Annotated in this window: 26 protein-coding genes; 21 read left to right on the forward strand and 5 right to left on the reverse strand. The window is 55.3% G+C overall.

Annotated elements, in window-relative coordinates; genetic code table 11:
- Positions 1-77: 77 nt before the first annotated feature.
- From FDX19_RS05865 to nikR, 21 genes are all read left to right on the forward strand, one after another.
- Positions 78-1,124 (forward strand): AI-2E family transporter, encoded by a 1,047-nt coding sequence (locus tag FDX19_RS05865; RefSeq protein ID WP_137381982.1) that lies wholly within the window; start codon positions 78-80, stop codon positions 1,122-1,124.
- 471 nt (positions 1,125-1,595) lie between these two features.
- Positions 1,596-1,973, forward strand: coding sequence for a hypothetical protein (locus FDX19_RS05870; RefSeq protein WP_122973906.1), 378 nt, complete (start codon positions 1,596-1,598; stop codon positions 1,971-1,973).
- 68 nt (positions 1,974-2,041) lie between these two features.
- Positions 2,042-3,103: a class I SAM-dependent methyltransferase gene (locus tag FDX19_RS05875; protein ID WP_137381983.1), complete on the forward strand. Its 1,062-nt coding sequence runs from the start codon at positions 2,042-2,044 to the stop codon at positions 3,101-3,103.
- Between the two features lie 40 nt (positions 3,104-3,143).
- The gene (locus tag FDX19_RS05880; RefSeq protein ID WP_137381984.1) at positions 3,144-3,866 is read left to right on the forward strand and encodes a beta-ketoacyl synthase chain length factor; all 723 of its coding nucleotides are present in this window, start codon (positions 3,144-3,146) and stop codon (positions 3,864-3,866) included.
- Positions 3,863-4,678 (forward strand): 1-acyl-sn-glycerol-3-phosphate acyltransferase, encoded by an 816-nt coding sequence (locus tag FDX19_RS05885; RefSeq protein WP_137381985.1) that lies wholly within the window; start codon positions 3,863-3,865, stop codon positions 4,676-4,678. Before FDX19_RS05880 ends, FDX19_RS05885 begins: the two co-directional genes overlap by 4 nt.
- Positions 4,659-4,916, forward strand: a complete 258-nt coding sequence (locus FDX19_RS05890; RefSeq protein WP_048213596.1) for a phosphopantetheine-binding protein — start codon at positions 4,659-4,661, stop codon at positions 4,914-4,916. The genes FDX19_RS05885 and FDX19_RS05890 overlap by 20 nt, the downstream gene beginning before the upstream one ends.
- Before the next feature lie 12 nt (positions 4,917-4,928).
- On the forward strand, positions 4,929-5,180 hold the full coding sequence (locus tag FDX19_RS05895) for an acyl carrier protein (protein ID WP_005121566.1): 252 nt from the start codon (positions 4,929-4,931) through the stop codon (positions 5,178-5,180).
- 6 nt (positions 5,181-5,186) lie between these two features.
- Entirely contained in the window at positions 5,187-5,768 is a 582-nt protein-coding gene (locus FDX19_RS05900) for a hypothetical protein (RefSeq protein ID WP_137381986.1), read from the forward strand.
- The gene (locus tag FDX19_RS05905) at positions 5,765-7,126 is read left to right on the forward strand and encodes an AMP-binding protein (RefSeq protein ID WP_137381987.1); all 1,362 of its coding nucleotides are present in this window, start codon (positions 5,765-5,767) and stop codon (positions 7,124-7,126) included. Before FDX19_RS05900 ends, FDX19_RS05905 begins: the two co-directional genes overlap by 4 nt.
- Positions 7,113-7,466 (forward strand): beta-hydroxyacyl-ACP dehydratase, encoded by a 354-nt coding sequence (locus FDX19_RS05910; RefSeq protein ID WP_137381988.1) that lies wholly within the window; start codon positions 7,113-7,115, stop codon positions 7,464-7,466. Before FDX19_RS05905 ends, FDX19_RS05910 begins: the two co-directional genes overlap by 14 nt.
- Entirely contained in the window at positions 7,457-9,148 is a 1,692-nt protein-coding gene (locus FDX19_RS05915; RefSeq protein ID WP_137381989.1) for a glycosyltransferase, read from the forward strand. Before FDX19_RS05910 ends, FDX19_RS05915 begins: the two co-directional genes overlap by 10 nt.
- Before the next feature lie 3 nt (positions 9,149-9,151).
- On the forward strand, positions 9,152-9,574 hold the full coding sequence (locus FDX19_RS05920) for a thioesterase family protein (protein WP_045448568.1): 423 nt from the start codon (positions 9,152-9,154) through the stop codon (positions 9,572-9,574).
- A complete protein-coding gene (locus tag FDX19_RS05925; RefSeq protein WP_137381990.1) occupies positions 9,571-10,176 on the forward strand; it encodes an outer membrane lipoprotein carrier protein LolA in 606 nt (201 codons plus the stop codon). Before FDX19_RS05920 ends, FDX19_RS05925 begins: the two co-directional genes overlap by 4 nt.
- A complete protein-coding gene (locus FDX19_RS05930; RefSeq protein ID WP_137381991.1) occupies positions 10,145-12,463 on the forward strand; it encodes an MMPL family transporter in 2,319 nt (772 codons plus the stop codon). The genes FDX19_RS05925 and FDX19_RS05930 overlap by 32 nt, the downstream gene beginning before the upstream one ends.
- The gene (locus FDX19_RS05935) at positions 12,460-13,128 is read left to right on the forward strand and encodes a DUF3261 domain-containing protein (RefSeq protein ID WP_249357530.1); all 669 of its coding nucleotides are present in this window, start codon (positions 12,460-12,462) and stop codon (positions 13,126-13,128) included. The genes FDX19_RS05930 and FDX19_RS05935 overlap by 4 nt, the downstream gene beginning before the upstream one ends.
- Position 13,129: 1 nt before the next feature.
- On the forward strand, positions 13,130-14,299 hold the full coding sequence (locus FDX19_RS05940; RefSeq protein ID WP_137381992.1) for a beta-ketoacyl-[acyl-carrier-protein] synthase family protein: 1,170 nt from the start codon (positions 13,130-13,132) through the stop codon (positions 14,297-14,299).
- A complete protein-coding gene (locus FDX19_RS05945) occupies positions 14,296-14,772 on the forward strand; it encodes a 3-hydroxy-fatty acyl-ACP dehydratase (protein ID WP_137381993.1) in 477 nt (158 codons plus the stop codon). The genes FDX19_RS05940 and FDX19_RS05945 overlap by 4 nt, the downstream gene beginning before the upstream one ends.
- A complete protein-coding gene (locus FDX19_RS05950) occupies positions 14,769-15,500 on the forward strand; it encodes a 3-ketoacyl-ACP reductase FabG2 (RefSeq protein WP_137381994.1) in 732 nt (243 codons plus the stop codon). Before FDX19_RS05945 ends, FDX19_RS05950 begins: the two co-directional genes overlap by 4 nt.
- Entirely contained in the window at positions 15,497-16,726 is a 1,230-nt protein-coding gene (locus FDX19_RS05955; protein WP_137381995.1) for a beta-ketoacyl-ACP synthase, read from the forward strand. Before FDX19_RS05950 ends, FDX19_RS05955 begins: the two co-directional genes overlap by 4 nt.
- Before the next feature lies 1 nt (position 16,727).
- The gene (acpT, locus tag FDX19_RS05960; protein WP_137381996.1) at positions 16,728-17,306 is read left to right on the forward strand and encodes a 4'-phosphopantetheinyl transferase AcpT; all 579 of its coding nucleotides are present in this window, start codon (positions 16,728-16,730) and stop codon (positions 17,304-17,306) included.
- Positions 17,307-17,355: 49 nt separating this feature from the next.
- Positions 17,356-17,757 carry a nickel-responsive transcriptional regulator NikR gene (gene nikR, locus FDX19_RS05965; RefSeq protein WP_005121550.1) on the forward strand — a complete coding sequence of 134 codons (402 nt, stop codon included), beginning with the start codon at positions 17,356-17,358 and terminating at the stop codon, positions 17,755-17,757.
- Between the two features lie 83 nt (positions 17,758-17,840).
- Here nikR and FDX19_RS05970 read toward each other — a convergent pair whose 3' ends face one another.
- From FDX19_RS05970 to FDX19_RS05990, 5 genes are all read right to left on the reverse strand, one after another.
- Positions 17,841-18,965 carry an ABC transporter permease gene (locus tag FDX19_RS05970; protein ID WP_137381997.1) on the reverse strand — a complete coding sequence of 375 codons (1,125 nt, stop codon included), beginning with the start codon at positions 18,963-18,965 and terminating at the stop codon, positions 17,841-17,843.
- Positions 18,965-21,712: a ribosome-associated ATPase/putative transporter RbbA gene (gene rbbA, locus FDX19_RS05975; protein WP_137381998.1), complete on the reverse strand. Its 2,748-nt coding sequence runs from the start codon at positions 21,710-21,712 to the stop codon at positions 18,965-18,967. Before rbbA ends, FDX19_RS05970 begins: the two co-directional genes overlap by 1 nt.
- Complete coding sequence (locus FDX19_RS05980; RefSeq protein WP_137381999.1) at positions 21,709-22,776, reverse strand: HlyD family secretion protein; 1,068 nt, start codon at positions 22,774-22,776, stop codon at positions 21,709-21,711. Before FDX19_RS05980 ends, rbbA begins: the two co-directional genes overlap by 4 nt.
- 362 nt (positions 22,777-23,138) lie before the next feature.
- Positions 23,139-24,305, reverse strand: a complete 1,167-nt coding sequence (locus FDX19_RS05985) for an iron-containing alcohol dehydrogenase (RefSeq protein ID WP_137382000.1) — start codon at positions 24,303-24,305, stop codon at positions 23,139-23,141.
- 33 nt (positions 24,306-24,338) lie between these two features.
- A complete protein-coding gene (locus tag FDX19_RS05990) occupies positions 24,339-24,653 on the reverse strand; it encodes a putative quinol monooxygenase (RefSeq protein ID WP_137382001.1) in 315 nt (104 codons plus the stop codon).
- Positions 24,654-24,655: the final 2 nt, after the last annotated feature.

Genomic DNA, 24,655 nt, shown 5'->3' on the forward strand with positions numbered 1-24,655 from the left:
AATCAGTAACCAGATTAGGAATATCGGCAGCAAGCCAGCCGCTACACTTAATGCAAAAATGCACACAGGAAGAAGACATGACAACCATCCAGCCTGACAAAACAGGTTTGCACATTTTGCTTAAACTGGCCGCGCTGGTGGTGATCCTCGCGGGTATACACGCCGCAGCCGATATTCTTGTACAGCTACTGCTGGCCCTGTTTTTCGCCATTGTGTTGAATCCCCTGGTAACCTGGTTTATTCGTCGGGGGATCCGTCGCCCGGTTGCCATTACGCTGGTGGTCGTCGTGATGCTGATCGTCCTTACCGCGCTGGTTGGTGTCCTGGCATCGTCGATCACAGAATTCATGGCCATGCTGCCCAAGTACAATAAGGAGCTGACGCGCAAAGTCCTGTATCTGCAAGAGATGGTGCCGTTTCTGAATTTGCATATGTCGCCAGAGCGCATCCTGCAACGTATCGATTCCGACAAGCTCATGACCTTCACAACCACGCTGATGACCAGTCTTTCCGGTGCGATGGCCAGCGTCGTTCTGCTGGTGATGACGGTGGTCTTTATGTTGTTTGAGGTACGCCACGTCCCCTATAAGCTGCGCTTTGCGCTGAACAATCCACAGATCCATATTGCGGGGCTGCATCGGGCATTAAAGGGCGTATCTCACTATCTGGCGCTGAAAACGTTGCTCAGCTTATGGACTGGCGCCATCGTCTGGCTGGGACTGGCGCTAATGGGCATTCAGTTTGCTCTGATGTGGGGCGTGCTGGCCTTCCTGCTCAATTATGTGCCCAACATAGGCTCGGTTATTTCCGCCGTGCCGCCCATGATTCAGGCGTTGCTGTTCAATGGCCTTTACGAATGCGTGCTGGTCGGCGCGCTGTTTCTGGTGGTGCATATGGTGATTGGCAATATCCTTGAGCCGCGTATGATGGGGCATCGCCTGGGATTGTCGACGCTGATCGTTTTCCTTTCCCTGTTGGTATGGGGATGGCTGCTCGGTCCCGTGGGCATGTTGCTCTCCGTCCCATTAACCAGCGTGTGTAAAATCTGGATGGAAACCACCACCGGCGGCAGCAAACTGGCCATTTTGCTTGGTCCCGGCAGACCCAAAAGTCGGCTACCCTGAAAAACTACCAACCGAGGTAGTTTTTATCTTTTTATATGCCCGTTAAACTGATATCCATACAGGTATATATCGCAATTTATCTTAAATAAAGAGTGAAAAGGATTTCATTTTTTAATAAAGAAAATACATAAGTCAAGGTGATGGTTTCTTTGCCAAAACGCATAAAAATAATGACTCCCCCCACAGCATTTAACTCAAACTATCTGCCTATATTTAAAGGTTATTTTATTTGATACGTTTTATCTAAAAATCTATACTTCTCGCCGATGATTACGCTGAAAAATTTCCGTTGAAGAAAATCACTGCATATTACCATCCGGCAACCTCATTGCCTTGCTATTGGACACGTGAAATAAGATGCTAATTTAGCTTAAATAAAATCACAGGTACTGCAGGGCGATCATTATTTCGAAGCTTATTATTAAACACGTATAAACAGTACTTTGAGAGGGAGTTTTAATGAAACAGTATATTAAGTGGTTTGCGGCCATTGCCGTTGTCGGTGCGCTGGCGGGTTGTGCGCGTACTGCGCCGATCGATCAAGTTCACACCAGCGTAAGCGCGGGGCACACTCAGGATCAGGTTAAAACCGCGATTCTGAAAGCGGGCATTCAACGCCAATGGGTCATGTCTGAAGCCGGTCCTGGTGTCATTAAAGCACGCCAACAAACCCGCGATCATGTGGCTGAAGTCCGTATCACCTATACCGCCACCAGCTATGACATTAAATACGACAGCAGCCTTAACCTGCAGGCTTCTGGTGGAAAAATCCATAAAAACTACAACCGCTGGGTACGCAATCTGGATAAAGACATCCAGCTCAATCTGTCCGCCGGTGCCAATCTGTAATTACGCCTAAAGTCGGGCCGAAAAGGCCCGATACTCTTACTCTCTGCCATTTAACAGGTTGTCCCCACATGTACGAACAGGATTCGCTTAGCGCACTGGATGCCATTACTGAAGCACAACGTATCGCCTTTGCCCCTATGCTTTTTCAAACCGCGTTGTGTCTGCGAAATGCGGGAGTACTCACCTGGCTGGACAAGCAAGGTAAACGCGGCGCCACGCTCGACGAAATTACCGAGAACAGCACCATCAACGAATATGCCGCCAGCATCCTGTTAGATATGGGGTTAAGTGGGCGAATCATTACCCACAAAGAAGGATATTATTACCTCGCAAAAGTCGGCCACTTCCTTTTACATGACACGATGACGCGTGTGAATATGGATTTCACCCAGGATGTTTGTTATCAGGGACTGTTCTATCTGGAGAATGCGCTGAAAGAAGGGAAGCCCGCGGGATTAAAAATTTTTGGCGACTGGCCAACAATCTATCCTGCACTGTCGCAATTACCCCTGGCTGCGCGTGAAAGTTGGTTCGCTTTCGATCATTACTATTCAGATGGCGCATTTGATGCCGCATTGCCATATGTATTCGCCAGCGCCCCTGCAACCCTGTACGATGTCGGCGGAAATACTGGGAAATGGGCGTTACGTTGTTGTCAACATGATGACAATATTGCAGTCACTCTATTAGATTTGCCGCAACAAATTGCACTTGCCCGCGAAAATATCGAAAATGCGGGATTATCCCATCGCATTAATTTCCATGCTGTGGATATGCTTAGCGACTCGCCTTTACCCGCAGAGGCAGATATCTGGTGGATGAGCCAATTTCTGGACTGTTTTTCCCCGGAACAAATTATCGCCATACTGAGCAACATTGCTCGGGTGATGAAACCGGGCGCGAAGCTGTGCATTATGGAACTGTTTTGGGATGCCCAAAAATTTGAAGCGGCCTCATTTAGCCTGAATGCGTCTTCGCTTTATTTTACCTGTATGGCGAATGGCAACAGCCGTTTCTACAGCGTAGAGAAGTTTTATCACTATCTGAATCAGGCAGGTTTTCAGGTAGATGAACGCCACGACAACTTAGGTGTTGGGCATACTTTATTGATATGTCAGAAGAAAAAATAAGAAACAATCGGAAAAACCGATTTACCGCGGATACGCGTTGATGAAATTTGCATTCAACATTATCGACTGGCAGGCCAAGGCGCCAGGGTTAAGCGAAACAGAACAGTGGCATGAATGGTCACGGTTTTCGCACGCCATCGATCCCACCGCGCCATTGGCTAAACTCAGCGAGTTACCGATGATGACGGCTCGCCGCCTCAGCTCCGGTAGCAAACTGGCCGTTGATTGCGGGCTGGCGATGCTACGCCGTCATGATATCGATGCCGTGTTGTACACCAGCCGCCATGGTGAACTGGAGCGTAACTACAGGATCCTGCACGCCCTGGCGACTGAGCAGGCTCTCTCACCAACCGATTTTGCCCTCTCTGTGCATAATTCTGCGGTGGGAAACCTGACCATCGCCGCGAAAAAACCGATTGTCTCCTCCTCGCTTTCTGCTGGCAGGGATACGTTCCAGCAGGGGCTGTGCGAAGTCATCGGGCTGTTGCAGGCGGGATATCAGCGCGTATTGATGGTCGATTTCGACGGTTTTCTGCCCGAGTTTTATCATCCACAGTTGCCGCCTGATATGCCAACATGGCCGTTTGCCGTCGCACTGGTTATTGAATCCGGTGATCGCTGGCAATGCGAAACCCGTCCACACCACGCGCAAGGTGAGACGCCATTGCCACAAAGCCTGTTGTTTTTACAGCATTATTTGCAAGATACCGCGGCGTTTACCCTGCCAGGCGAGCGCGTACAGTGGCAGTGGAGTCAGGGATGAACACGATTTTCCTGCGGCTTAATTGGGTATGGCGACTGGTGATGACCGGTTTTTGCTTTGCCCTGTTTGGCCTCGGCGGACTGCTCCTTTCTACCGTCTGGTTTAACGTATTGCTCATCGCGGTATGGGATAAAGCCCGACGTCGGCGTATCGCCAGACGCAGCATTGCTGCCAGTTTTCGCCTCTTTTTAACGGTGGTAAAGCGACTTGGCGTGCTGGATTACCAGATTGCAGGACGAGACATTTTACGCAACGAACAAGGGTGCCTGGTCGTCGCCAATCATCCGACGCTCATCGACTACGTGCTACTGGCCTCGGTCATGCCAGAAACCGACTGTCTGGTGAAAAGCGCATTACTAAAAAACCCGTTTCTCGGCGGCGTGGTCCGGGCAGCAGATTATCTGATTAACAGTCAGGCTGATGCGCTGTTACCTGCGTGCCAGCAACGTCTGGAACAAGGCGATACCATTTTAATTTTCCCCGAGGGAACCCGTACACGCCCCGGAGAGGAAATGACGTTACAGCGTGGTGCGGCGAATATCGCCGTACGCTGCAGCAGCGATTTACGCATCGTCACCATTAACTGCAGCGAACAAATGCTGGATAAAGAAAGCAAATGGTACGACGTCCCATCGATAAAGCCCATGTTCACCATTTCAGTACACGAACGGGTTAAGATCGACCAATTTTACGACGCAAATTCACAAGAACCGGCGCTGGCCGCAAGGCAGTTGAACCGGCATCTTTTGCTTCAATTACAACCAGGTACTTTACCTCTTTCAGGAATTAATGATGCAAGCGCTTTATCTTGAAATCAAAAATCTCATTATAACGACATTGAATCTCGACGAACTGACAGCTGACGATATTGATACCGAAGCGGCACTCTTTGGCGATGGATTAGGTCTGGACTCAATCGACGCCCTGGAGCTGGGGCTGGCGGTGAAAAACGAGTATGGCGTGGTCCTCTCAGCAGAGAGCGAAGAAATGCGTCAGCACTTCTTCTCCGTCGCCACGCTGGCATCGTTCATTCACGCGCAACGTGCCTGAGGATAGTCCGTTATGACCGAACAAAAAGCCATTTACGAAGAAGTCTCCTCACTGCTGGTCAAACTGTTTGAAGTCGACCCGCAGGACATTAAGCCTGAGGCGCGCCTGTACGAAGATCTGGAGCTCGACAGCATCGACGCCGTCGACATGATCGTGCATCTGCAAAAGAAAACCGGTAAGAAAATCAAGCCGGAAGAGTTCAAAGCAGTACGCACCGTACAAGATGTCGTCGACGCGGTAGAACGCCTTCTCAAAGAAGCGTAATTCACCGTGTCGGGCACTCGCTCGCTGCCAGTCGTACAACTGCTAACAGGCCTACTGTTGTTGGCCTGGCCGTTTTTGATCTGGTTTGGCCTTGCGCATAACAGTTTGCACTGGTTGCTACCGTTGATGGCGCTACTCCTTTTTTTACGCTTTCGCCAGACCCGGCGACAGGCGGGGCCGTTGCGCGTCGTGACTCAGGTCGTGGCGGTCGCAGGTATCACGTTGTGCATTGCCAGTTATCTGCTCAAGACGCATCAGTTGCTGCTGTTTTACCCGGTAGTGGTAAACAGCGTCATGCTGTCGGTATTTGGTGGCTCTCTGTGGTCCGCGATGCCCATTGTTGAACGCCTGGCGCGGCTGCGCGACCCAAATCTGCCCGAGGCAGGAGTACGCTACACTCGCCGTGTGACGCAAATCTGGTGCGCCTTTTTCATCATCAACGGCAGCGTTGCGCTCTTTACCGCACTGAATGGCGATATGACCCTGTGGACGACCTGGAACGGTATGGTTTCCTATCTGCTGATGGGAACATTGATGGTCGGCGAGTGGTTAGTTCGCCAACTGGTGATAAAACGAGATACCCAATGAAGCAGCCCCTCACACTTGCTCAATGGCTCTGTGACCCACGCCCGAACGACGTTCCTGTTGCGTGGCAGGAAGAGCATACCTGGACGCTGGGTCATCTGCGCCTCGATGTGGCCCAGCTGATAACATACCTGCAGCAGCAGGAAGGTGAGCGCTGGGCATTGTGCTTCGAGAACAGCTATTTATTTATCGTCGCACTGCTGGCCACGTTACATGCTGGCAAAACGCCGGTGATCCCAGGGCATTGTCGCGTTTCGTTGTTAAACGAGCAGCACAGGCTGTTTGACGGGGTACTGAGCGATAAAGCGCTGGAGTGGCAGGGAACGCTGCGGGTGGTCAGTTCTGCCATGACACCCGTGAGCCACGACATCACCTTTCCGGCAATACGCAGCGACGCCTTTGTGGAGCTGTTCACTTCCGGTTCGACCGGCCAGCCGAAACGCGTGATCAAACCGATCGCTCGTCTGGATAGCGAAGCGGCATTGCTCGCGACGCGCTTTGCCGATCGTCTGGCAGGCTGCCGGGTGGTTGCGTCTGTGGTTCCGCAACATCTGTATGGTCTGACGTTTCGTATTTTCTTGCCAATGGCCTTAGGTCTGCCGCTGCACGCGGCAATGCTGTGGTATGCCGAACAACTGGCGGCGTTGAGCTCTGATCATCGGTATGCGTTTATCAGCAGTCCGGCATTTCTGAAACGCCTCGACCATCACCTGGCGCCGCCGCCGGTCGAACTGATTCTGTCTGCGGGCGGTATGCTGCCCTGGCAGGACGTCGCGCAGGCTGCTGACTGGCTGAATGTCTGGCCCGATGAGATCTACGGCAGCACTGAAACCGGAGTCCTTGCGTGGCGTTATCGCCATCAAGATGATGTGGCATGGCTGCCTTTTCCCGGCGTCAGATTTCAGCCAGAAAATGACGCATTTCGCGTATTTTCACCGCTAATTGCCGCTGATGATGGCCTGTTGCTGGATGATATTCTGCAATTTACTGAAAACGGTCAGTTTCGCCTGATGGGCAGGCGCGGGCGAGTCGTCAAGATTGAAGAGAAACGCATTTCACTCAGCGAAGTGGAGCAACGCTTACTGGCGCTGGACGGTATCCGTGACGTCGCGGCATTGCCGGTCTCACGCGGGGGGCGCCAGGGTGTTGGCGTCCTGCTGGTTCTGGATGACAAAGCCCATCAACGCTGGCTCGCGTGCGGAGGAAAACCGCAAGAACTGACCTGGCGACGTTCGCTGTTACCCTGGCTGGAGCCGGTCGCCGTTCCCCGCTACTGGCGGGTGATTGATGAGATTCCGGTCAACAGTATGAACAAGCGTGTCTATGCGCAATTACAGGAGTTATTTCATGAAACCCCATGAAATCGAGCGCCATCAGGCACAGCCTCAACAGGCTGAGATTGTTTTACATCTCGACCCTTCGCTGTTTTGGTTCAGCGGACATTTTGCCGTGCAGCCACTGCTGCCAGGCGTTGCACAGCTGGATTGGGCGATGCATTACGCCACCACGTTGCTGGTCCCTGGCTGGCGTTTTCACAGTATTCAGAACGTGAAGTTCCAGTCACCGCTATTGCCTGAAACCACCGTCACCCTGAGCCTGAGCTGGCAGGAAGAACGTCAGATGCTCTCTTTTAGTTACCAGCGCCACGACGGTGAAGCGCGCCATACCGCCAGCAGCGGGAAAATTCGGTTATGCCGCTGACGTTTTCCCCGTGCGTGTTGATCCCCTGCTATAACCACGGCGCGATGATGTCGGGCGTATTGGATCGTCTTCAACCGTTCAATCTCCCCTGCATTGTGGTGGACGATGGCAGCGACAAGACCACACAAGACGAACTGGCACGCCTGGCGGCAGAATACCGCAATCTGACGTTAATTCGCCTGCCGGTCAACGCAGGCAAAGGCGCGGCGGTGATTAGCGGAATTCAGGCGGCGGCAGATGCCGGGTTCAGTCATGCCGTGCAGGTCGATGCCGACGGGCAGCATGCCATTGAAGATATTCCCAGGCTGCTTGCATTAGCAAAAGAACATCCGACAGCGCTCATTTCCGGGCAACCGATTTACGATGATTCTGTTCCTCGCTCGCGCCTGTACGGACGCTGGGTAACCCACATCTGGGTGTGGATAGAAACGCTCTCGTTGCAGCTAAAAGACAGTATGTGCGGCTTCCGGGTGTATCCGGTGGCACCTACACTGCAACTGGCACAGCGCGTGACGCTCGGCAAACGGATGGATTTTGATACCGAAGTGATGGTGCGCCTCTACTGGCAAGGCAACACCAGCTATTTTATCCCCACGCGAGTTACCTATCCGCAGGACGGGCTATCCCATTTCGACGCGCTCAAAGACAATCTGCGCATTTCATTAATGCACACTCGCCTGTTTTTTGGCATGTTGCCGCGCATCCCCTCCCTGCTTTTTCGTCGTTCATCAACACACTGGGCGCAGCAGCAGGAAGTCAAAGGGCTGTGGGGAATGCGTCTGATGCTGCTGGTCTGGCGTTTACTCGGTCGCAAAGCCTTCTCCCTGCTACTGTATCCGGTAGTCGGCGTTTACTGGCTCACCGCATCAACTGCCCGAAAAGCCTCTCAGAGCTGGATTAGCCGCGTACGGGCGCAACTGATCGCACGCCGGATGCCAGTACCGTCAAACCTGACCAGTTATCAGCATTTCCTGCGTTTTGGCGGCGCGATGCTGGATAAGATTGCCAGCTGGCGCGGTGAGCTGCACATCGGCCGCGATGTTGTTTTTGCACCAGGCGCAGAAGAGACGCTAAATGTCAGCGACCCGCGAGGAAAACTGCTGCTGGCTTCGCATCTGGGCGATGTCGAAGCCTGTCGGGCACTGGCCCAGCTGCAGGGCAGTAAAACAATCAATGCGCTGGTATTTAGCAATAACGCCCAACGCTTTAAACAAATTATGGAAGAAATGGCCCCGCAGGCTGGGTTAAACCTGCTTCCGGTGAACGATATCGGCCCGGATACCGCCATTCTGCTCAAAGAGAAACTGGATCGTGGCGAATGGATAGCCATCGTCGGCGATCGCATCGCCGTCACGACCCAACGTGGCGGCGAATGGCGTGTCTGCTGGAGCCGCTTTATGGGACAGGTTGCGCCATTCCCACAGGGCCCGTTCATTCTTGCGTCTATTTTACGCTGCCCGGTGGATCTGATTTTCGCCCTGCGCCAGCAGGAAAAGCTACATATCCACTGCGAACCGTTTGCTGACCCGCTGCTCTTGCCACGCGCCACCCGACAACAGGCATTACAACATACCGTCGATCGCTACGCCGAACGCCTTGAGCACTATGCACTTCAGTCGCCACTCGACTGGTTTAACTTTTTCGATTTCTGGCAACTGCCGGACACCAAAGACAAGGAGTAAAGGGTGCTTAACGATCCCCGCTTTACGGCTGAAGTCGAGCTGACCATTCCGTTTCACGACGTCGATATGATGGGTGTAGCGTGGCATGGCAACTACTTCCGCTATTTCGAGATTGCCCGTGAGGCACTGCTGAACCAATTCGATTACGGTTATCGGCAGATGAAAGAATCTGGCTATCTGTGGCCGGTGGTCGACACTCGCGTGAAGTATCGCAATGCCCTGACTTTCGAGCAGCGTATCCGTGTACGCGCTCAAATTAAAGAGTTCGAAAATCGCCTGCGTATCGGCTACGAAATTTTTGATGCTGAAACAGGGAAACGCGCCACAACAGGCTACACCATCCAGGTCGCCGTCGACGAAAAAAGCCGTGAACTGTGCTTTGTCAGCCCCGATATTCTGTTTGAACGGATGGGAGTGACACCATGAAATTATGGCCATTGCTCCTATTGCTCGTCAGCCCTTTCGTCAGTGCTCTGACGCTTGACGCCCTGCAACAGCGTTTTACCGAACAACCGGTGGTTCGCGCCCACTTCGATCAAACCCGGACGATAAAGGATCTGCCGCAGCCGCTGCGATCTCAGGGCAACATGTTGATCGCCCGCGACCAGGGCCTGTTATGGGACCAAACCGCGCCATTCCCGATGCAGTTGCTACTGGATGACAAACGGATGGTTCAGGCGATTAACGGTCAACCGCCGCAGACCATCACCGCGGAGAATAACCCGCAAATGTTCCAGTTTAACCATCTGCTACGGGCGCTATTCCAGGCGGATCGTACGGTGCTGGAACAAAACTTCCGCGTGGCATTTGCAGACTTAGGGGACGGTCGCTGGACGCTACGCCTGACGCCAATCACCACCCCGCTGGATAAGATTTTTGCGACGATTGATTTAGCCGGCAAGACCTACCTGGAGAGTATTCAGCTCAATGATAAGCAGGGCGATCGTACCGATATCGCGCTTTCCCAACACCAACTCACGCCAGCGCAACTGACCGATGACGAACGCCAACGCTTTGCCGCCCAGTAAACGCCCCGCGCTGCTATGGGGAGCCGCCTGCCTGATTCTGCTGGGCATCTTGCTGACGCTGCTACCTCAGGCCCGGCTTAACAGCAGCGTGCTGGCCATGTTGCCAAAACAGACACTGGGGGCCATCCCGCCGAGTCTGAACGAGGGGTTTATGCAGCGCCTTGACCGCCAGTTGGTCTGGCTGGTGAGCCCCGGTAAACAACCGGACCCGGCGGTGGCACGCGACTGGCTGGCGCTACTGCAAAAATCGCACGCGCTGGCCCAGGTGAAAGGCCCGATGGATGCCAACAGCCAGCAGGCCTGGGGGGCTTTCTTCTGGCAACATCGTAACGGCCTGATAGATAACGACACCCGCGCCCGTCTGCAAAACGGCGGCGAAGCGCAGGCCCAGTGGATCCTGTCCCAGCTTTACTCGGCGTTCTCCGGCGTCAGCGGCAAAGAGCTACAAAACGATCCCCTCATGCTGATGCGTGGCTCGCAGTTGGCCATGGCTAAAAATGGGCAGCGTTTACGCCTGATGGACGGCTGGCTGGTCACGCAGGACGAGCAAGGCAACTACTGGTATCTGTTACACGGTGAGCTGACTGGCTCATCGTTTGATATGCAACAGACGCACCAATTGGTCAGCACGCTCAATACGCTGGAAGGTGAGTTCAAAACCCACTATCCGCAGGCACAACTGCTGTCTCGCGGGACGCTGTTCTACAGCGATTACGCCAGCCAGCAAGCGAAACAGGATATCTCGACCCTCGGTATAGCGACCGTGATCGGGGTGATCCTGCTCATCGTGGCCGTGTTTCGTTCGCTGCGTCCGCTGCTGCTGTGCCTGATTTCAATTGGTATTGGCGCGCTGGCGGGAACCGTCGTCACGCTGCTGGTTTTTGGCGAGCTCCATCTGATGACGCTGGTGATGAGCATGAGCATTATCGGTATTTCCGCCGACTATACGCTCTACTATTTGACCGAGCGGATGGTGCACGGTGCAGAAACATCGCCATGGCAAAGCCTTGCCAAAGTACGCAATGCCCTGCTCCTGGCCCTGCTCACTACCGTGGTAGCTTATCTGATTATGATGCTGGCCCCCTTCCCCGGTATTCGCCAGATGGCGGTATTCGCAGCGGTGGGTCTGAGCGCCTCGTGTTTGACGGTCATTTTCTGGCACCCCTGGTTGTGTCGTCGCTTGCCGGTGCGCCCAGTTCCGGCCATGGTGCTCATGCTACGCTGGCTTGCCGCCTGGCGGCGGAATAAGACATTATCCGTTGGCCTGCCGGTGGCGCTGGCATTGTTCTCGTTGGCAGGCATGGCGACGCTACGCGTAGACGATGATATCTCCCAGTTACAGGCGCTGCCGCAGGGCATTCTCGCTCAGGAAAAAGCGATTACCGCCCTGACCGGGCAAAGCGTCGACCAGAAGTGGTTTGTCGTGTACGGCAAATCCGCTCAGCAAACGCTGGAGCGACTGGAAGCCTTGACTCCCGCGCTGGAAGAGGCAAAAAAAGGCGGATTACTCAGCGGATATCGCACCATTCCGCTCAATTCACTCGCCCGGCAGCAGCAGGATCTCACCCTGCTAAAAGATGCCGCGCCCGCCGTCACAAAGGCCTTAAACAGCGCCGGACTGGCAACGGTGAAACCCGAGCTTAGCGCCATGCCGGTCACCGTCGATGCCTGGCTTTCCAGCCCGGCCAGTGAGGGCTGGCGCTTGCTGTGGCTGTCGCTGGCGGACGGCGAAAGCAGCGTACTGGTTCCCGTTGAAGGCGTGAAACACAGTGATGCTTTAAACTCGCTCAGCACGAAATATTCCGGCGTGGCGTGGGTGGATCGTAAGAGCAGCTTTGACAATCTGTTTGCCCTTTATCGCCATATTCTGACCGGCTTGCTGTGCGTTGCGCTGGCGGTAATTACCTGTGGCGCCGTGATTCGACTTGGCTGGCGTAAGGGCTTAATTAGCCTGGTACCCTCCGTATTGTCTTTAGGTTGTGGCCTGGCGGTACTGGCCCTGAGTGGCCATGCGCTCAACGTGTTCTCACTGCTGGCATTGGTGCTGGTACTGGGGATTGGCATTAACTACACGCTGTTTTTCAGTAATCCACGCGGCACACCACTGACGTCACTACTGGCTATCACGCTGGCGATGATGACCACGCTCCTGACGCTCGGCATGCTGGTCTTTAGCGCCACTCAGGCAATCAGCAGCTTTGGCATTGTGCTGGTAAGCGGCATTTTCACCGCCTTCCTGCTGTCACCGCTGGCGATGCCAGGGAAAAGAGAGAAGAAAAAACGATGAGTAAACCGATATTTCGTTGGTTGAGTGGGCTTTTGCCGGATGGCGGCATTGTCGGTCAACACCAGCGCATCAATTGTAGGCCGGATAAGCACAGCGCCATCCGGCGGGGCCTGCTCGTCGCCACGTTACTGCTGGCCGGATGCGGCCACTCGCAGCCGGAACAGCAAGGCCGTCCGCAAGCCTGGTTAGAGCCGGGCGCTCGTGTGACGCTACCCGCGCCGGGGATTTCTCCCGCGGTGAATTCACAACAGCTGCTGACCGGAAGTTTTAACGGCAAAACTCAGTCGCTGTTGGTGATGCTTAACGCTGATGATAAGAAAATCACACTGGCTGGATTGTCATCAGTTGGCATTCGCCTGTTCCTCGTCACTTACGATGAAAAAGGGCTGCATGCCGAACAATCAATCGTGGTCCCGCAGCTGCCGCCAGCCAGCCAAGTGCTCGCCGACGTGATGCTTAGCCACTGGCCGATTAGCGCCTGGCAGCCACAGCTGCCGAAGGGCTGGACGCTCACCGATATCGGCGACAAGCGCGAGCTGCGCAACGCCCGCGGCAAGCTGGTCACCGAAATCACCTACCTGAACCGCAAAGGCAAGCGCGAACCGATCAGCATTGAGCAGCACGTGTTTAAATACCACATCACCATTCAATACCTGGGTGACTGAGATGATCTACATTTCTGCCGTTGGCATGATTAACGCGTTGGGTAATAACACCGATGAAATCGCAGCCAATCTCACACGTGGCATCGCGCCAGGAATGCGTCCGCGCGCGAACTGGCTGCAGGGACACCCACCCGCCGTATTAGCAGGCGTAGACGGTGAACTGCCCGCAATCCCTCAGCAATTTAGCGCTCATCGTTCGCGCAATAACCAGCTACTGCTGGCCGCACTGGCACAAATCCAGCCCCAGGTGGACGACGCAATCACCCGGTTTGGCCGCGATCGTATTGCTGTCGTTCTCGGCACCAGCACCTCCGGTCTGGATGAAGGTGACGTTCACGTTGATCTGATGCTCAATGACAAAGAGAGCACCGACTGGCGCTACCCGCAGCAGGAACTGGGCGATCCGTCGCGTTTTCTTAGCCACTGGTTGGCGCTGGATGGCCCGGCCTTTACGCTCTCAACCGCCTGCTCGTCCAGTGCGCGGGCTATCATGAGCGGGCGTCGCTTAATCGAATCTGGTTTGGTGGATATTGCCATTGTCGGCGGTGCCGATACGCTAAGTCGGATGCCCATTAACGGTTTCCACAGTCTGGAATCGCTCTCCCCAACGCGATGTCAGCCGTTTGGCCGCGACCGCAATGGGATCACCATCGGCGAAGGCGCCGCCTTGATGGTATTAACCCGCGAGCCCCAGCCCATTGCGCTCCTGGGCGTCGGTGAATCCAGCGATGCGTACCATATTTCGGCTCCCCACCCGCAGGGAGAGGGCGCCATTCGCGCCATAGGCCAGGCGCTTAACGACGCAGGAATGACACCGGAACACGTGGGCTATATCAATCTGCACGGAACGGCCACTCCGCTAAACGATCAGATTGAGTCCAACGTCGTGAGCACGCTATTTGGCGACACGGTCCCATGCAGTTCCACCAAACACCTGACCGGGCACACGTTGGGCGCTGCGGGGATCACCGAAGCCGCGATCGGTATGCTGATTTTGCAACGCAACCTGCCGCTGCCAGCGCAGGATTTTAGCCAGTCGCCACGCGATGAAACATTGCCACCCTGCGGCATCATTGAACAGCCGCAGCCGCTGACTCGTCCGGTAATCTTATCTAACTCGTTCGCCTTCGGCGGTAATAATGCCAGCATCCTGCTCGGGAGAATCTCATGAGCCACTATTTATCACCGGGGGATTATTTACCACATGATGCGCCGATGCTGCTCCTTGAAGAGGTCGACAGCGTGACGGACGAGACCGCCACCTGCCACGTGACGGTATCGGCCAACAGCGTACTGGCCCCGTTCCTCGATCCTGATGGCAATCTACCCGGCTGGTTCGCACTGGAATTAATGGCGCAGACCATTGGCGTCTGGTCTGGCTGGCACCGCCAGCAACACGGTCAGGCGAGTATTGCGTTAGGCATGGTGCTGGGCGCACGCGAGTTAGTCTGTGCTGCGGGTGTTCTGCCTGCCGGGAAAAAGCTGAGCATCCATGTCAAATTGCTGATGCAGGATGCACGATTCGGTAGCTTTGAATGCGTCATTCAGGCAGACGACAAGACGCTGGCAACCGGTCGCGTCAACACCTTCCAGCCGACAGCAGAAGAAATTAACACGCTATTTCAACAAGGAGCGTCCACATGAGTCGTTCAGTTTTAGTTACGGGTGCCAGCAAAGGTATCGGTCGCGCCATCGCCAGACAACTGGCGGCAGACGGCTTTGTGGTCGGCGTGCACTATCATCGCGATGCGCAAGGTGCACAAGACACGCTGGAGGCTATCCTCGCCGCGGGCGGCACAGGGCGTCTGTTGACGTTTGACGTTGCCAATCGCGAGCAGTGCCGTGAAGTACTGGAGCACGATATTGAGGTTCACGGCGCATGGTACGGTATTGTCAGCAACGCCGGAGTCACTCGTGATGCCGCCTTCCCTGCGCTCAGCGATAACGACTGGGATGCGGTGATCCACACCAACCTCGACAGCTTTTACAACGTCATTCATCCGTGCATGATGCCGATGATTAGCGCACGCCAGGGAGGTCGTATCATCACACTGTCTTCGGTATCCGGCGTGATGGGCAACCGCGGTCAGGTTAATTACAGTGCAGCAAAAGCCGGTATTATTGGCGCCACCAAAGCGCTGGCCATCGAACTGGCAAAACGCAAAATTACCGTAAACTGCATTGCACCGGGACTGATTGATACCGGGATGATCGAGATGGAAGAAGCCGCATTGAAAGAGGCGATGTCGATGATCCCCATGAAACGGATAGGTCAGGCTGAAGAAGTGGCCGGACTTGCCAGTTATTTAATGTCGGATGTGGCGGGCTATGTCACTCGCCAGGTGATTTCCATCAATGGAGGGATGTTATGACACGTCGTGTCGTGATTACAGGCATGGGCGGCGTCACCGCCTTTGGGGAAAACTGGCAGGATGTCTCCGCCAGGCTGTTGGCCTATGAAAATGCGGTACGCAAAATGCCGGAGTGGCAGGTTTATGACGGGCTGCACACGCTGTTAGGTGCGCCAATCGACAACTTCACGCTGCCGGAACACTATACCCGCAAGCGCATTCGCGCCATGGGTCGCGTATCGCTGATGTCCACTCGCGCATCAGAACTGGCGTTAGAACAGGCCGGACTGATTGGCGATCGGGTACTGACCAACGGTGAAACCGGAATAGCATACGGTTCCTCCACAGGCAGCACCGGGCCGGTGAGTGAGTTCGCGACCATGCTGACCGAGAAACACACCAATAACATCACCGGCACGACCTACGTGCAAATGATGCCGCACACCACGGCTGTTAACACCGGGTTGTTTTTCGGCCTGCGTGGGCGAGTCATCCCGACATCCAGCGCCTGCACCTCTGGTAGCCAGGCCATTGGTTACGCATGGGAAGCCATCCGTCACGGCTATCAAACGGTGATGGTTGCCGGCGGTGCAGAAGAACTGTGCCCTTCCGAAGCCGCCGTATTTGATACGCTGTTCGCCACCAGCCAGCACAACGACGAACCGAAAACCACCCCCTCCCCATTCGATGAAAAACGCGATGGCCTGGTCATCGGGGAAGGCGCAGGTACGCTGGTGCTGGAAGAGTTGGAACACGCTAAAGCACGCGGAGCAACGATTTACGGTGAAATCGTCGGCTTTGCCACTAACTGCGATGCTGCCCATATCACCCAGCCACAGCGTGAAACAATGCAGATTTGCATGGAAAAATCGCTGAGCATGGCCGGTATTAGCGCCCAGGATATCGGCTATATTTCCGCGCACGGTACCGCAACCGATCGTGGCGATATTGCAGAAAGTCAGGCGACTGCCGCAATTTATGGTGATAATGTGCCGCTATCCTCGCTTAAAAGCTATTTTGGGCATACCCTTGGCGCTTGTGGCGCGCTGGAGGCCTGGATGAGTCTGCAAATGATGCGTGAAGGCTGGTTTGCGCCTACGCTGAATTTGAGTCAGCCAGATGCCAATTGTGGCGCGCTGGATTACATTATGGGTGAAGCCCGCAAGATTGATTGCGAGTTTTTGCAGAGCAATAACTTTGCGTTTGGCGGCATCAATACTTCTATCATCATCAAACGTTGGCCGTGATATGTACCGGATCGTTCTAGGGAAAGTTTCTGATTTAAGCACCGGCGTACTGCCTCATGCGCTCTATGAGCTGGCACCGCAGGGTGCTCGCCGCGCACGCTGGCTGGCGGGCCGCGTGCTGCTTTCCCATGCCCTTTCGCCATTGCCTGATATCGTCTACGGCGAGCAAGGAAAACCGGCCTTTTCAGCCGACACGCCGCTGTGGTTCAATCTTAGCCACAGCGGTGATGACATTGCTCTGCTGCTTAGCGACGAAGGAGAAGTGGGCTGCGATATTGAAGTCGTGCGCCCGCGCGAAAACTGGAAGACGCTGGCGAATACGGTGTTCAGTCTTGGGGAACATGCCGAAATCGAAGCGGAACATCCGGACCACCAACTGGCGGCTTTCTGGCGCATCTGGACACGCAAAGAAGCCATCGTTAAGCAGCGTGGCGGCAGCGCCTGGCAAATTGTCAGCGTCGATAGCACTACGCTGACATCCTCGCTCTCCGTTAGCCAGTGCCAGCTCGACACCCTGAGTCTGGCCGTGTGCACGCCAACGCCATTTACCCTGACAGCCGACGCCGTGCAGAGGCTGTAACTCCCGCATTCCCTGTGCGCCGACGCGCGACATGAAAGGTTAACTGCAGATGCAACGAGTCACCATTACTCTCGATGACGATTTACTGGAAACGCTGGATAGCCTGAGCCAGCGCCGTGGTTACAACAACCGCTCTGAAGCGATTCGCGATATTTTGCGCGGTGCACTGGCGCAGGAAACGACCCAGGAGCATGGCACTCAGGGTTTCGCGGTACTCTCGTATGTTTATGAACATGAGAAGCGTGATTTGGCCAGCCGCATTGTTTCGACGCAGCACCATCACCATGATTTGTCGGTCGCTACGCTACACGTTCACATCAACCATGACGACTGCCTGGAAATCGCCGTGCTGAAAGGCGATATGGGCGATGTGCAGCATTTTGCCGATGATGTGATTTCCCAGCGCGGCGTACGTCACGGTCATTTGCAGTGCCTGCCGAAAGAAGAGTAATTGCCTGTTTCGTTGCCGGATGGCGGCTGCGCCTTATCCGGCCTACGTAGGCCGGGCAAGCGAAGCGCCCCCGGCAATAATGATTACGCCATCGTGCCAATCGTCTTGCGAAAGCGTAGTAGCGCTATCAGGAAAAACGCACTGCCAATCGCCAGCAGCGTCAGAAACTGCGGCCAGACGATACTGAACCCAGCCCCACGATAAAGAATCGCCTGCGCCAGGCTGACAAAGTGGGTCGTTGGCATGGTTAGCATGATGTCCTGCACGGCCTGCGGCATACTTTCACGCGGCGTAGAGCCCCCTGAGAGCATCTGTAACGGCAACAGCACCAGAATCATCAGCAATCCCAGTTGCGGCATCGACCGTGCCAGCGTCCCCATAAAAATACCAATCGAGGTAGTGGCAAACAGGCTCAGCGCCACGCCCAGCATAAATAGCGGTATCGAGCCTTCAATCGGCACGCCGAGTACCCCTTTCACCATCAACATCAGCGACAACCCGGAAACGACCAGCACCACCAACCCCATCGACCAGATTTTTGCCATCATGATTTCAAACGGTGTCACCGGCATCACCAGCAGGTGCTCTATCGTCCCGTGCTCGCGTTCGCGGATCAGCGCCGATCCGGTGAGCACAATCGCCAGCATGGTAATGTTGTTGATGATTGCCATCACCGCGCCAAAACGGGCAGGTTCCAGATTAGGGTTAAAGCGCATGCGCATTTCCAGCGCTACCGGCGGCTCAGTGTTGTCACGGTAACGCGCCACAAAGCTATTCACTTCGCCACTGATGATATTCTGGATATAGCTGTTGCCGGTAAACGCCTGGCTCATTCGCGTGGCATCCACGTTAACCTGAATATCCGGCTGTCGTCCTGCCAGCACATCGCGCTGAAAATCAGGCGGAATATTCACAGCAAAGGTATAGCGTCCGGCATCCAGCCCGGCATCCATTTCATCGGCAGTGATCATCTCCGGCGGTAAAAACCACGGGCGATAAAAGCTGTTCACAATGCGGTTCGACAGCTGCGACTGGTCCATATCGGCGATAGCAATCGGCGCCAGATGCAGCGACCCAGGCAGCACCGTCGCAGAAGAGTAAACCGATACCGTGAAGGCGAAGACAATCAGCGTCAGCATCGCTTTGTCACCCAGCAGGCTGCGCAACTCTTTGATACCAAGATTATAAATATTGCGTAATCGGCGCATCACCCCTCCTGTTTTTTCAGCAGTAATACGCTCAGACCGATCACCACCGGAATGGCGATTGCCAGCGGGATAAACAGCTGCCACAGATCCATCAGATCCAACGCTTTCGAGAACGTTCCACGCGCAATGGTCAGAAAATGACTGGTCGGGTAGATTTCGCCAATCCACCGGCCCGGCCCTTCCAGCGAAGCCACCGGATCGATCATCCCGGAAAACTGCGTCGCCGGGATCAGCGTGATAATCGCGGTACCAAAAATGGCGGCGATCTGGCTTTTCATAAACGTGGAGATTAACAGCCCCAGTCCGGTAGCAATGGTGACGTACAGCAGCGCGGCCAGCGTCAGGGTTAAAAAACTCCCCTTATGCGGCACACCGAACACAAACACCGACAACGCGCACAGCAGCAGGAAGTTCAGCATGCCCAGCACGATGTACGGCAACTGTTTGCCGAGTAAAAACTCGCTGCGGGTCGTGGGCGTAACGTACAGGTTGATAATCGACCCCAGCTCTTTCTCACGCACTACGCTGAGGGCGCTGAGCATGGAAGGAATCATCATCAACAGCAGTGGGATCACCGCCGGAACAATCGCCGGCAGGCTCTTCACATCCGGGTTGTAGCGATAACGCGTCTCAATGGTCATCAGCCCGTTCTGACCACTGGCATTGGGCTGACGCGCCATTACATCCTGCAGCCAGGTCTGGTGCATAGCCTGTACGTAACCCCTTACCGTTTCGGCCCGGCTCGGCATCGCGCCATCAACCCAGACGCCAATCTTCACCGGCGTGCCACGCGCAATATCGCGGCCAAAGTTAGGTGGAATTTCTATCGCCACCGCCACTTCGCCCGAACGCATTCGCTTGTCCAGCTCGTCATAGCTGGTAAGCGGCGGCTGCTCGATAAAATAGCGCGATCCCGCCAGATTCAGCGTCCACGCCTGGCTGCTGACGGTCTGGTCACGGTCGAGTACGGAGAAACGCAGATTTTCCACGTCCATGCTGATGCCGTAGCCCATGATCAGCATCAGAATCACCGTCCCCATCAGCGCCAGCGTTGAACGCACCGGGTCCCGCCGCAGCTCCAGCGCTTCACGCCGGCTGTAGCTGAACAAGCGCCGCAGGCTAAAGCCCTGGCGCGGCGGCTGACTGTTTTCATGCACTGCCGGAACATTGGCGGGCGGTAACTGAGCTTCCGGTGCCGGGCCTGCGGCTTCCTGTAGCCAGGAGATAAACGCCTCTTCCAGGTTGGCAGCTCCACGCTGTTTCACCAGCTCCTGCGGCGTGCCGCTGGCGAGCACTTTTCCGGCGTGCATCAGCGACATGCGGTCGCAGCGCTCCGCCTCATTCATAAAGTGGGTGGAGATAAAAATAGTCACTTTGTCCTGGCGCGACAGATCGACCATCAGTTGCCAGAACATATCTCTCGCCACCGGATCGACCCCGGAGGTCGGTTCATCAAGAATGAGCATCTCCGGGCGATGGATCACCGCCACCGCCAGCGACAGGCGCTGACGAATCCCCAGCGGTAAGGCGCCAGGCAGCACGTCTTCAACATCGGTCAGCGAAAAGCGCTCGCTCATCTCCTGCACACGCCCGGGGATTTCCGCTTCGGGGATATGGAACAGCCGTGCATGAAGCTCAAGGTTTTGCCGCACGGTCAGTTCGCTGTAGAGCGAAAAGGCCTGCGACATATAGCCCACCCGACGGCGGGTATCGATATTTTTCGGGTCAACCGCTTGCCCAAACAGCCACGCCTCACCTTCGCTTGCGGGCAGCAGTCCGGTGAGCATCTTCATGGTGGTGGATTTACCGCAGCCGTTGGAGCCGAGAAAGCCGAAGATCTCCCCGCGGGGAATGCGAAAGTTAACGTGGTCAACGGCGACAAACTTGCCGAAGCGCATGGTCAGATCTTTCGCCTCAATGGCGACCTCTTCCTGCTCGGCGTGATACGGCGGGATCACCACCGGTTTATGCGCCTGGCGCTGGGCTTCGGGTAACAGCGCGATAAATGCCTGTTCCAGCGTGGCGCTGTTCGTTTTTTCGCGCAACTGCTGCGCGCTGCCGGTAGCTAATACCTCACCCGCGTTCATCGCCACCAGCCAGTCAAAGCGCTCGGCTTCTTCCATATAGGCGGTGGCAACCAGCACGCTCATATTGGTCTGACGCTGGCGAATGCTGTTAATCAGATCCCAGAACTGGGCGCGTGACAGCGGGTCTACCCCGGTGGTGGGTTCATCAAGAATGAGCAATTCCGGGTCGTGGATCAACGCACAGCACAGCCCCAGCTTTTGTTTCATCCCGCCCGACAGTTTCCCGGCTGGGCGGTCGCGAAACGGCGCCAGCCCGGTGCTGTTCAGCAGTTCGGTAATCCGTGCTTCTCGCTCCGTTTTGTCATGGCCAAACAGCCGGGCAAAGAAGTCGACGTTCTCATACACCGACAGCGTGTGGTACAGGTTTTTACCCAGTCCTTGCGGCATCCAGGCAATACGCGGGCAGACATCACGACGATGCTTCGGGTCGCGCATGTCGCCACCCAGCACCATCACGTTACCCTGTTCAATCACCCGCGCACCGGAAATAAGCGACAGCAGGCTCGATTTTCCGACGCCATCCGGGCCAATCAGCCCCACCATACAGCGGGCGGGGATATCCAGCGTGATATTGTTCAGCGCGACCGTTGTCCCGTAATGCTGACTCACGCCGTCAAGGTGCGCCACGGGAGGAACGGGAACCAGCGCCAGATGCGTCATTGCGGCAACCTCACCACCAGGGAGTCAGGCCAGGCGCGACTTTCATCCAGGCGCACCCAGGCCATGCCCGGTAGACCGGTTTTCACGTACTCAAGATGCTGCTGCAACAGCTCTGGCGGAATACGCGCTTTCACGCGGAACATCAGTTTCAGCCGCTCATCGCTGGTTTCGACCGTTTTCGGCGTGAACTGCGCGACGCTGGCCACAAAGCTGATGGTCGCAGGGATACGCAGATCCGGCGCGGCATCCAGCACCAGGCGTGCTTCGCCGCCAATCTTCAGTAAACCAGCCTGTTCGGTAGGTAAGAAGAACGTCATGTAGACATCGCTGAGATCGACCATATTCAGCACGCGCCCGCCAGCGGACAGCACTTCGCCCGGTTCGGCTACGCGATACTGTACGCGACCATCGCGCGGGGCTTTAAGCTCGCTGTCATCGATATCTGCCGCAATGCGTCGTTCGGTGGCCTGTGCAGCTTCGACCCGGGTTTGCGCCTGGATGATACTGGTGCGAGCGGCTTCAATCGCCGCTTTCGCGGCAGAGACCTGCGCCTTTGCCGATTCCAGCGCCGCACGCGCACTTTCAGCGGCGGCGCGGTCGTCATCCAGTTGTTGCTCAGACACCGCACCACGCTGGGACAGTGAACGGGAGCGCACATGGCGTTTAGAGACCGACTGCAGCTCTGCTTCACGCTGTTTGACTACCGACTGCGCGGCCCGCATTTCACTTTGCCGTTGTTCCAGCAGCGCTCGTGCCGCCGCCACCGCACTTTCCGCTTCTTTGATTTGCGCGACCGCTTCCAGTCGCTGCTCGTGCAGCACGCGGGTATCCATTTTCGCCAGCACCTCGCCCTGACGGACAAACTGCCCTTCCGACACGAGAATCGTGTCAATTCGCCCGGCAATCTTGGTGGCAATATCCACTTCGGTGGCTTCAATTCGGCCATTGCTGGCTGCAAACCCTTCCGGTATTCCCGCAGGACGGAGCATCCACCATGCTATCGCGGCCACCACAATCAGGATGCCCGCCCCCCACCACATCAGATGACGCTTAAACTTATCCATATTCGACCCGCCGTAATCCCTGTTATCAAACGATGCGTGTCACAAAACCCACTGAACCGCTATCCAGTGAGAGATTCCATCCGGGATGAGAAGGAATGAAAAACGATGGCCAAAGAGCGGACAGGCGTTAAGGCAACGCTTACCGCGAAGGAAGTGAATGACGAAAATGCTGTGAAATCGGGTAGTAATGTTGTCATCATCAGCGTTCCTGGCCGGAAATGAAACACGCATACTCATAACTGCTATCTATTGAATACTAACACCTGGATTCGATATGTCTATTCGGTTGTTCTCGCGTTGTCCTCGGCCAAAACAGTGTCCGGCAATCCGCTCGCCGGACAAGCTTCTGGCGAGTGTTCTGTTTAAAACGCGTGTTGGTATAGCCGCAACGCATCGTCTGCCGTGAGCGGAACAGGGTTGTTATCCAGAAGACGGGTCTGCTGCATGGCATCCTGAGCCAATATCGCCAGCGTTTCAGCAGGGATATCGACATCGCGCAGCCTTTTCGGTGCACCAGATTCAGCAATAATGCGTACCATCGCAGCAATAAATATCGCGGCATCTTTCTCTATATTCCCCGACACCTCCTCGCCAATGACAGCCGCCAGCTCGGCATAGTATGGCGCAGCGACTGGCGCATTAAACTGCAGCACCGGAATCAGCATCAGCGCATTCGACAAACCATGTGGAATATGATGGCGAGCCCCCAATGGATAAGCCAACGCATGCACCGCCCCCACGGGAGAGTTGGCGAAAGCCTGACCTGCCAGCATTGCCCCCAACAACACACTTTCTCTGGCTTCCCGATTGTGGCCATCATGGCAGGCCGTCACCAGATGGCGACTAATTAAGCGTAATGCTTCCCGTGCCAGCGCATCCGAAATGGGGTTCTTCTTATGTTTACCGGTATAAGCCTCAATGGCATGAACCATCGCGTCGATGCCGGCCGCCGCCGTATGAACCGGAGGAAGTCCAAGCGTCAATTGTGCATCCAGCAGCACCAAATCGCCATATAGCTGTGGTGCGACAATCCCCATTTTGCTGTCATCATTGGTCGTCAAAATCGAAATATTAGTGACTTCTGACCCCGTCCCTGCCGTGGTAGGGATGTTAATCAGCGGCAGACGCTGCCCGGACACTTTGCCAATACCGTAAAGCGCCTGCAGATCTTGCTCAGAGTTGATTAACACGGCCACCAGCTTCGCGACATCCAGCGAGGAGCCGCCGCCCAGACCAATAACCATGTCGCAATGGTCATCGCGAGCAACCTGTAAGGCTTCCCGGACAAGACGTTCCTGCGGATCGGGTTGGACCCGATCATAGACCGTCACCTGAAACCCTGCCTCTTGCAGGCTATGCAAAACAGGCGGCAGAATCCCTGCTTTGACCAGTCCGGGGTCGGTCACCAACAACACGCGACGCGCGCTAAATCGCAGCTGAATAATCTCCCCTGCTCGTGATGCTCCCGCCCATTCGACGATAATTTCCGGTACAGTTGAAAACGTAAAATCCTTCATGACAGTGTTCATTGATGTACTCCTGGTAGTAAAAATAGCCAGCTTTTAACTACGCGGTGCATCGGCATGAGTGAGAAAGCTTTTCACCTCTTTACGCTCCAGCAACGGGTTGATAATCCCAACGCCAATACGTTGAAAATGCTCCGTTTGTCGATGAATTTCGAGACCTTGTTCGCAACGATAAGTCTCAATAATCACAAAGCGATCGCCGTCTTCCGTGGAACGGAAAAACTCATAGGCGATGTTTTCAGGCTCCTGACGCGAGGCCTGGGCAAGCAGTCTGAGCTCTTCATTGACCTTGTCCCCCATTCCCTGACGAGAATAGTAATGTGCAATAACAAGAAGTTGTGTATTTTCCATAG

This window comes from Citrobacter sp. wls619 (assembly GCF_005281345.1).
Classification (GTDB): Bacteria; Pseudomonadota; Gammaproteobacteria; order Enterobacterales; family Enterobacteriaceae; genus Citrobacter.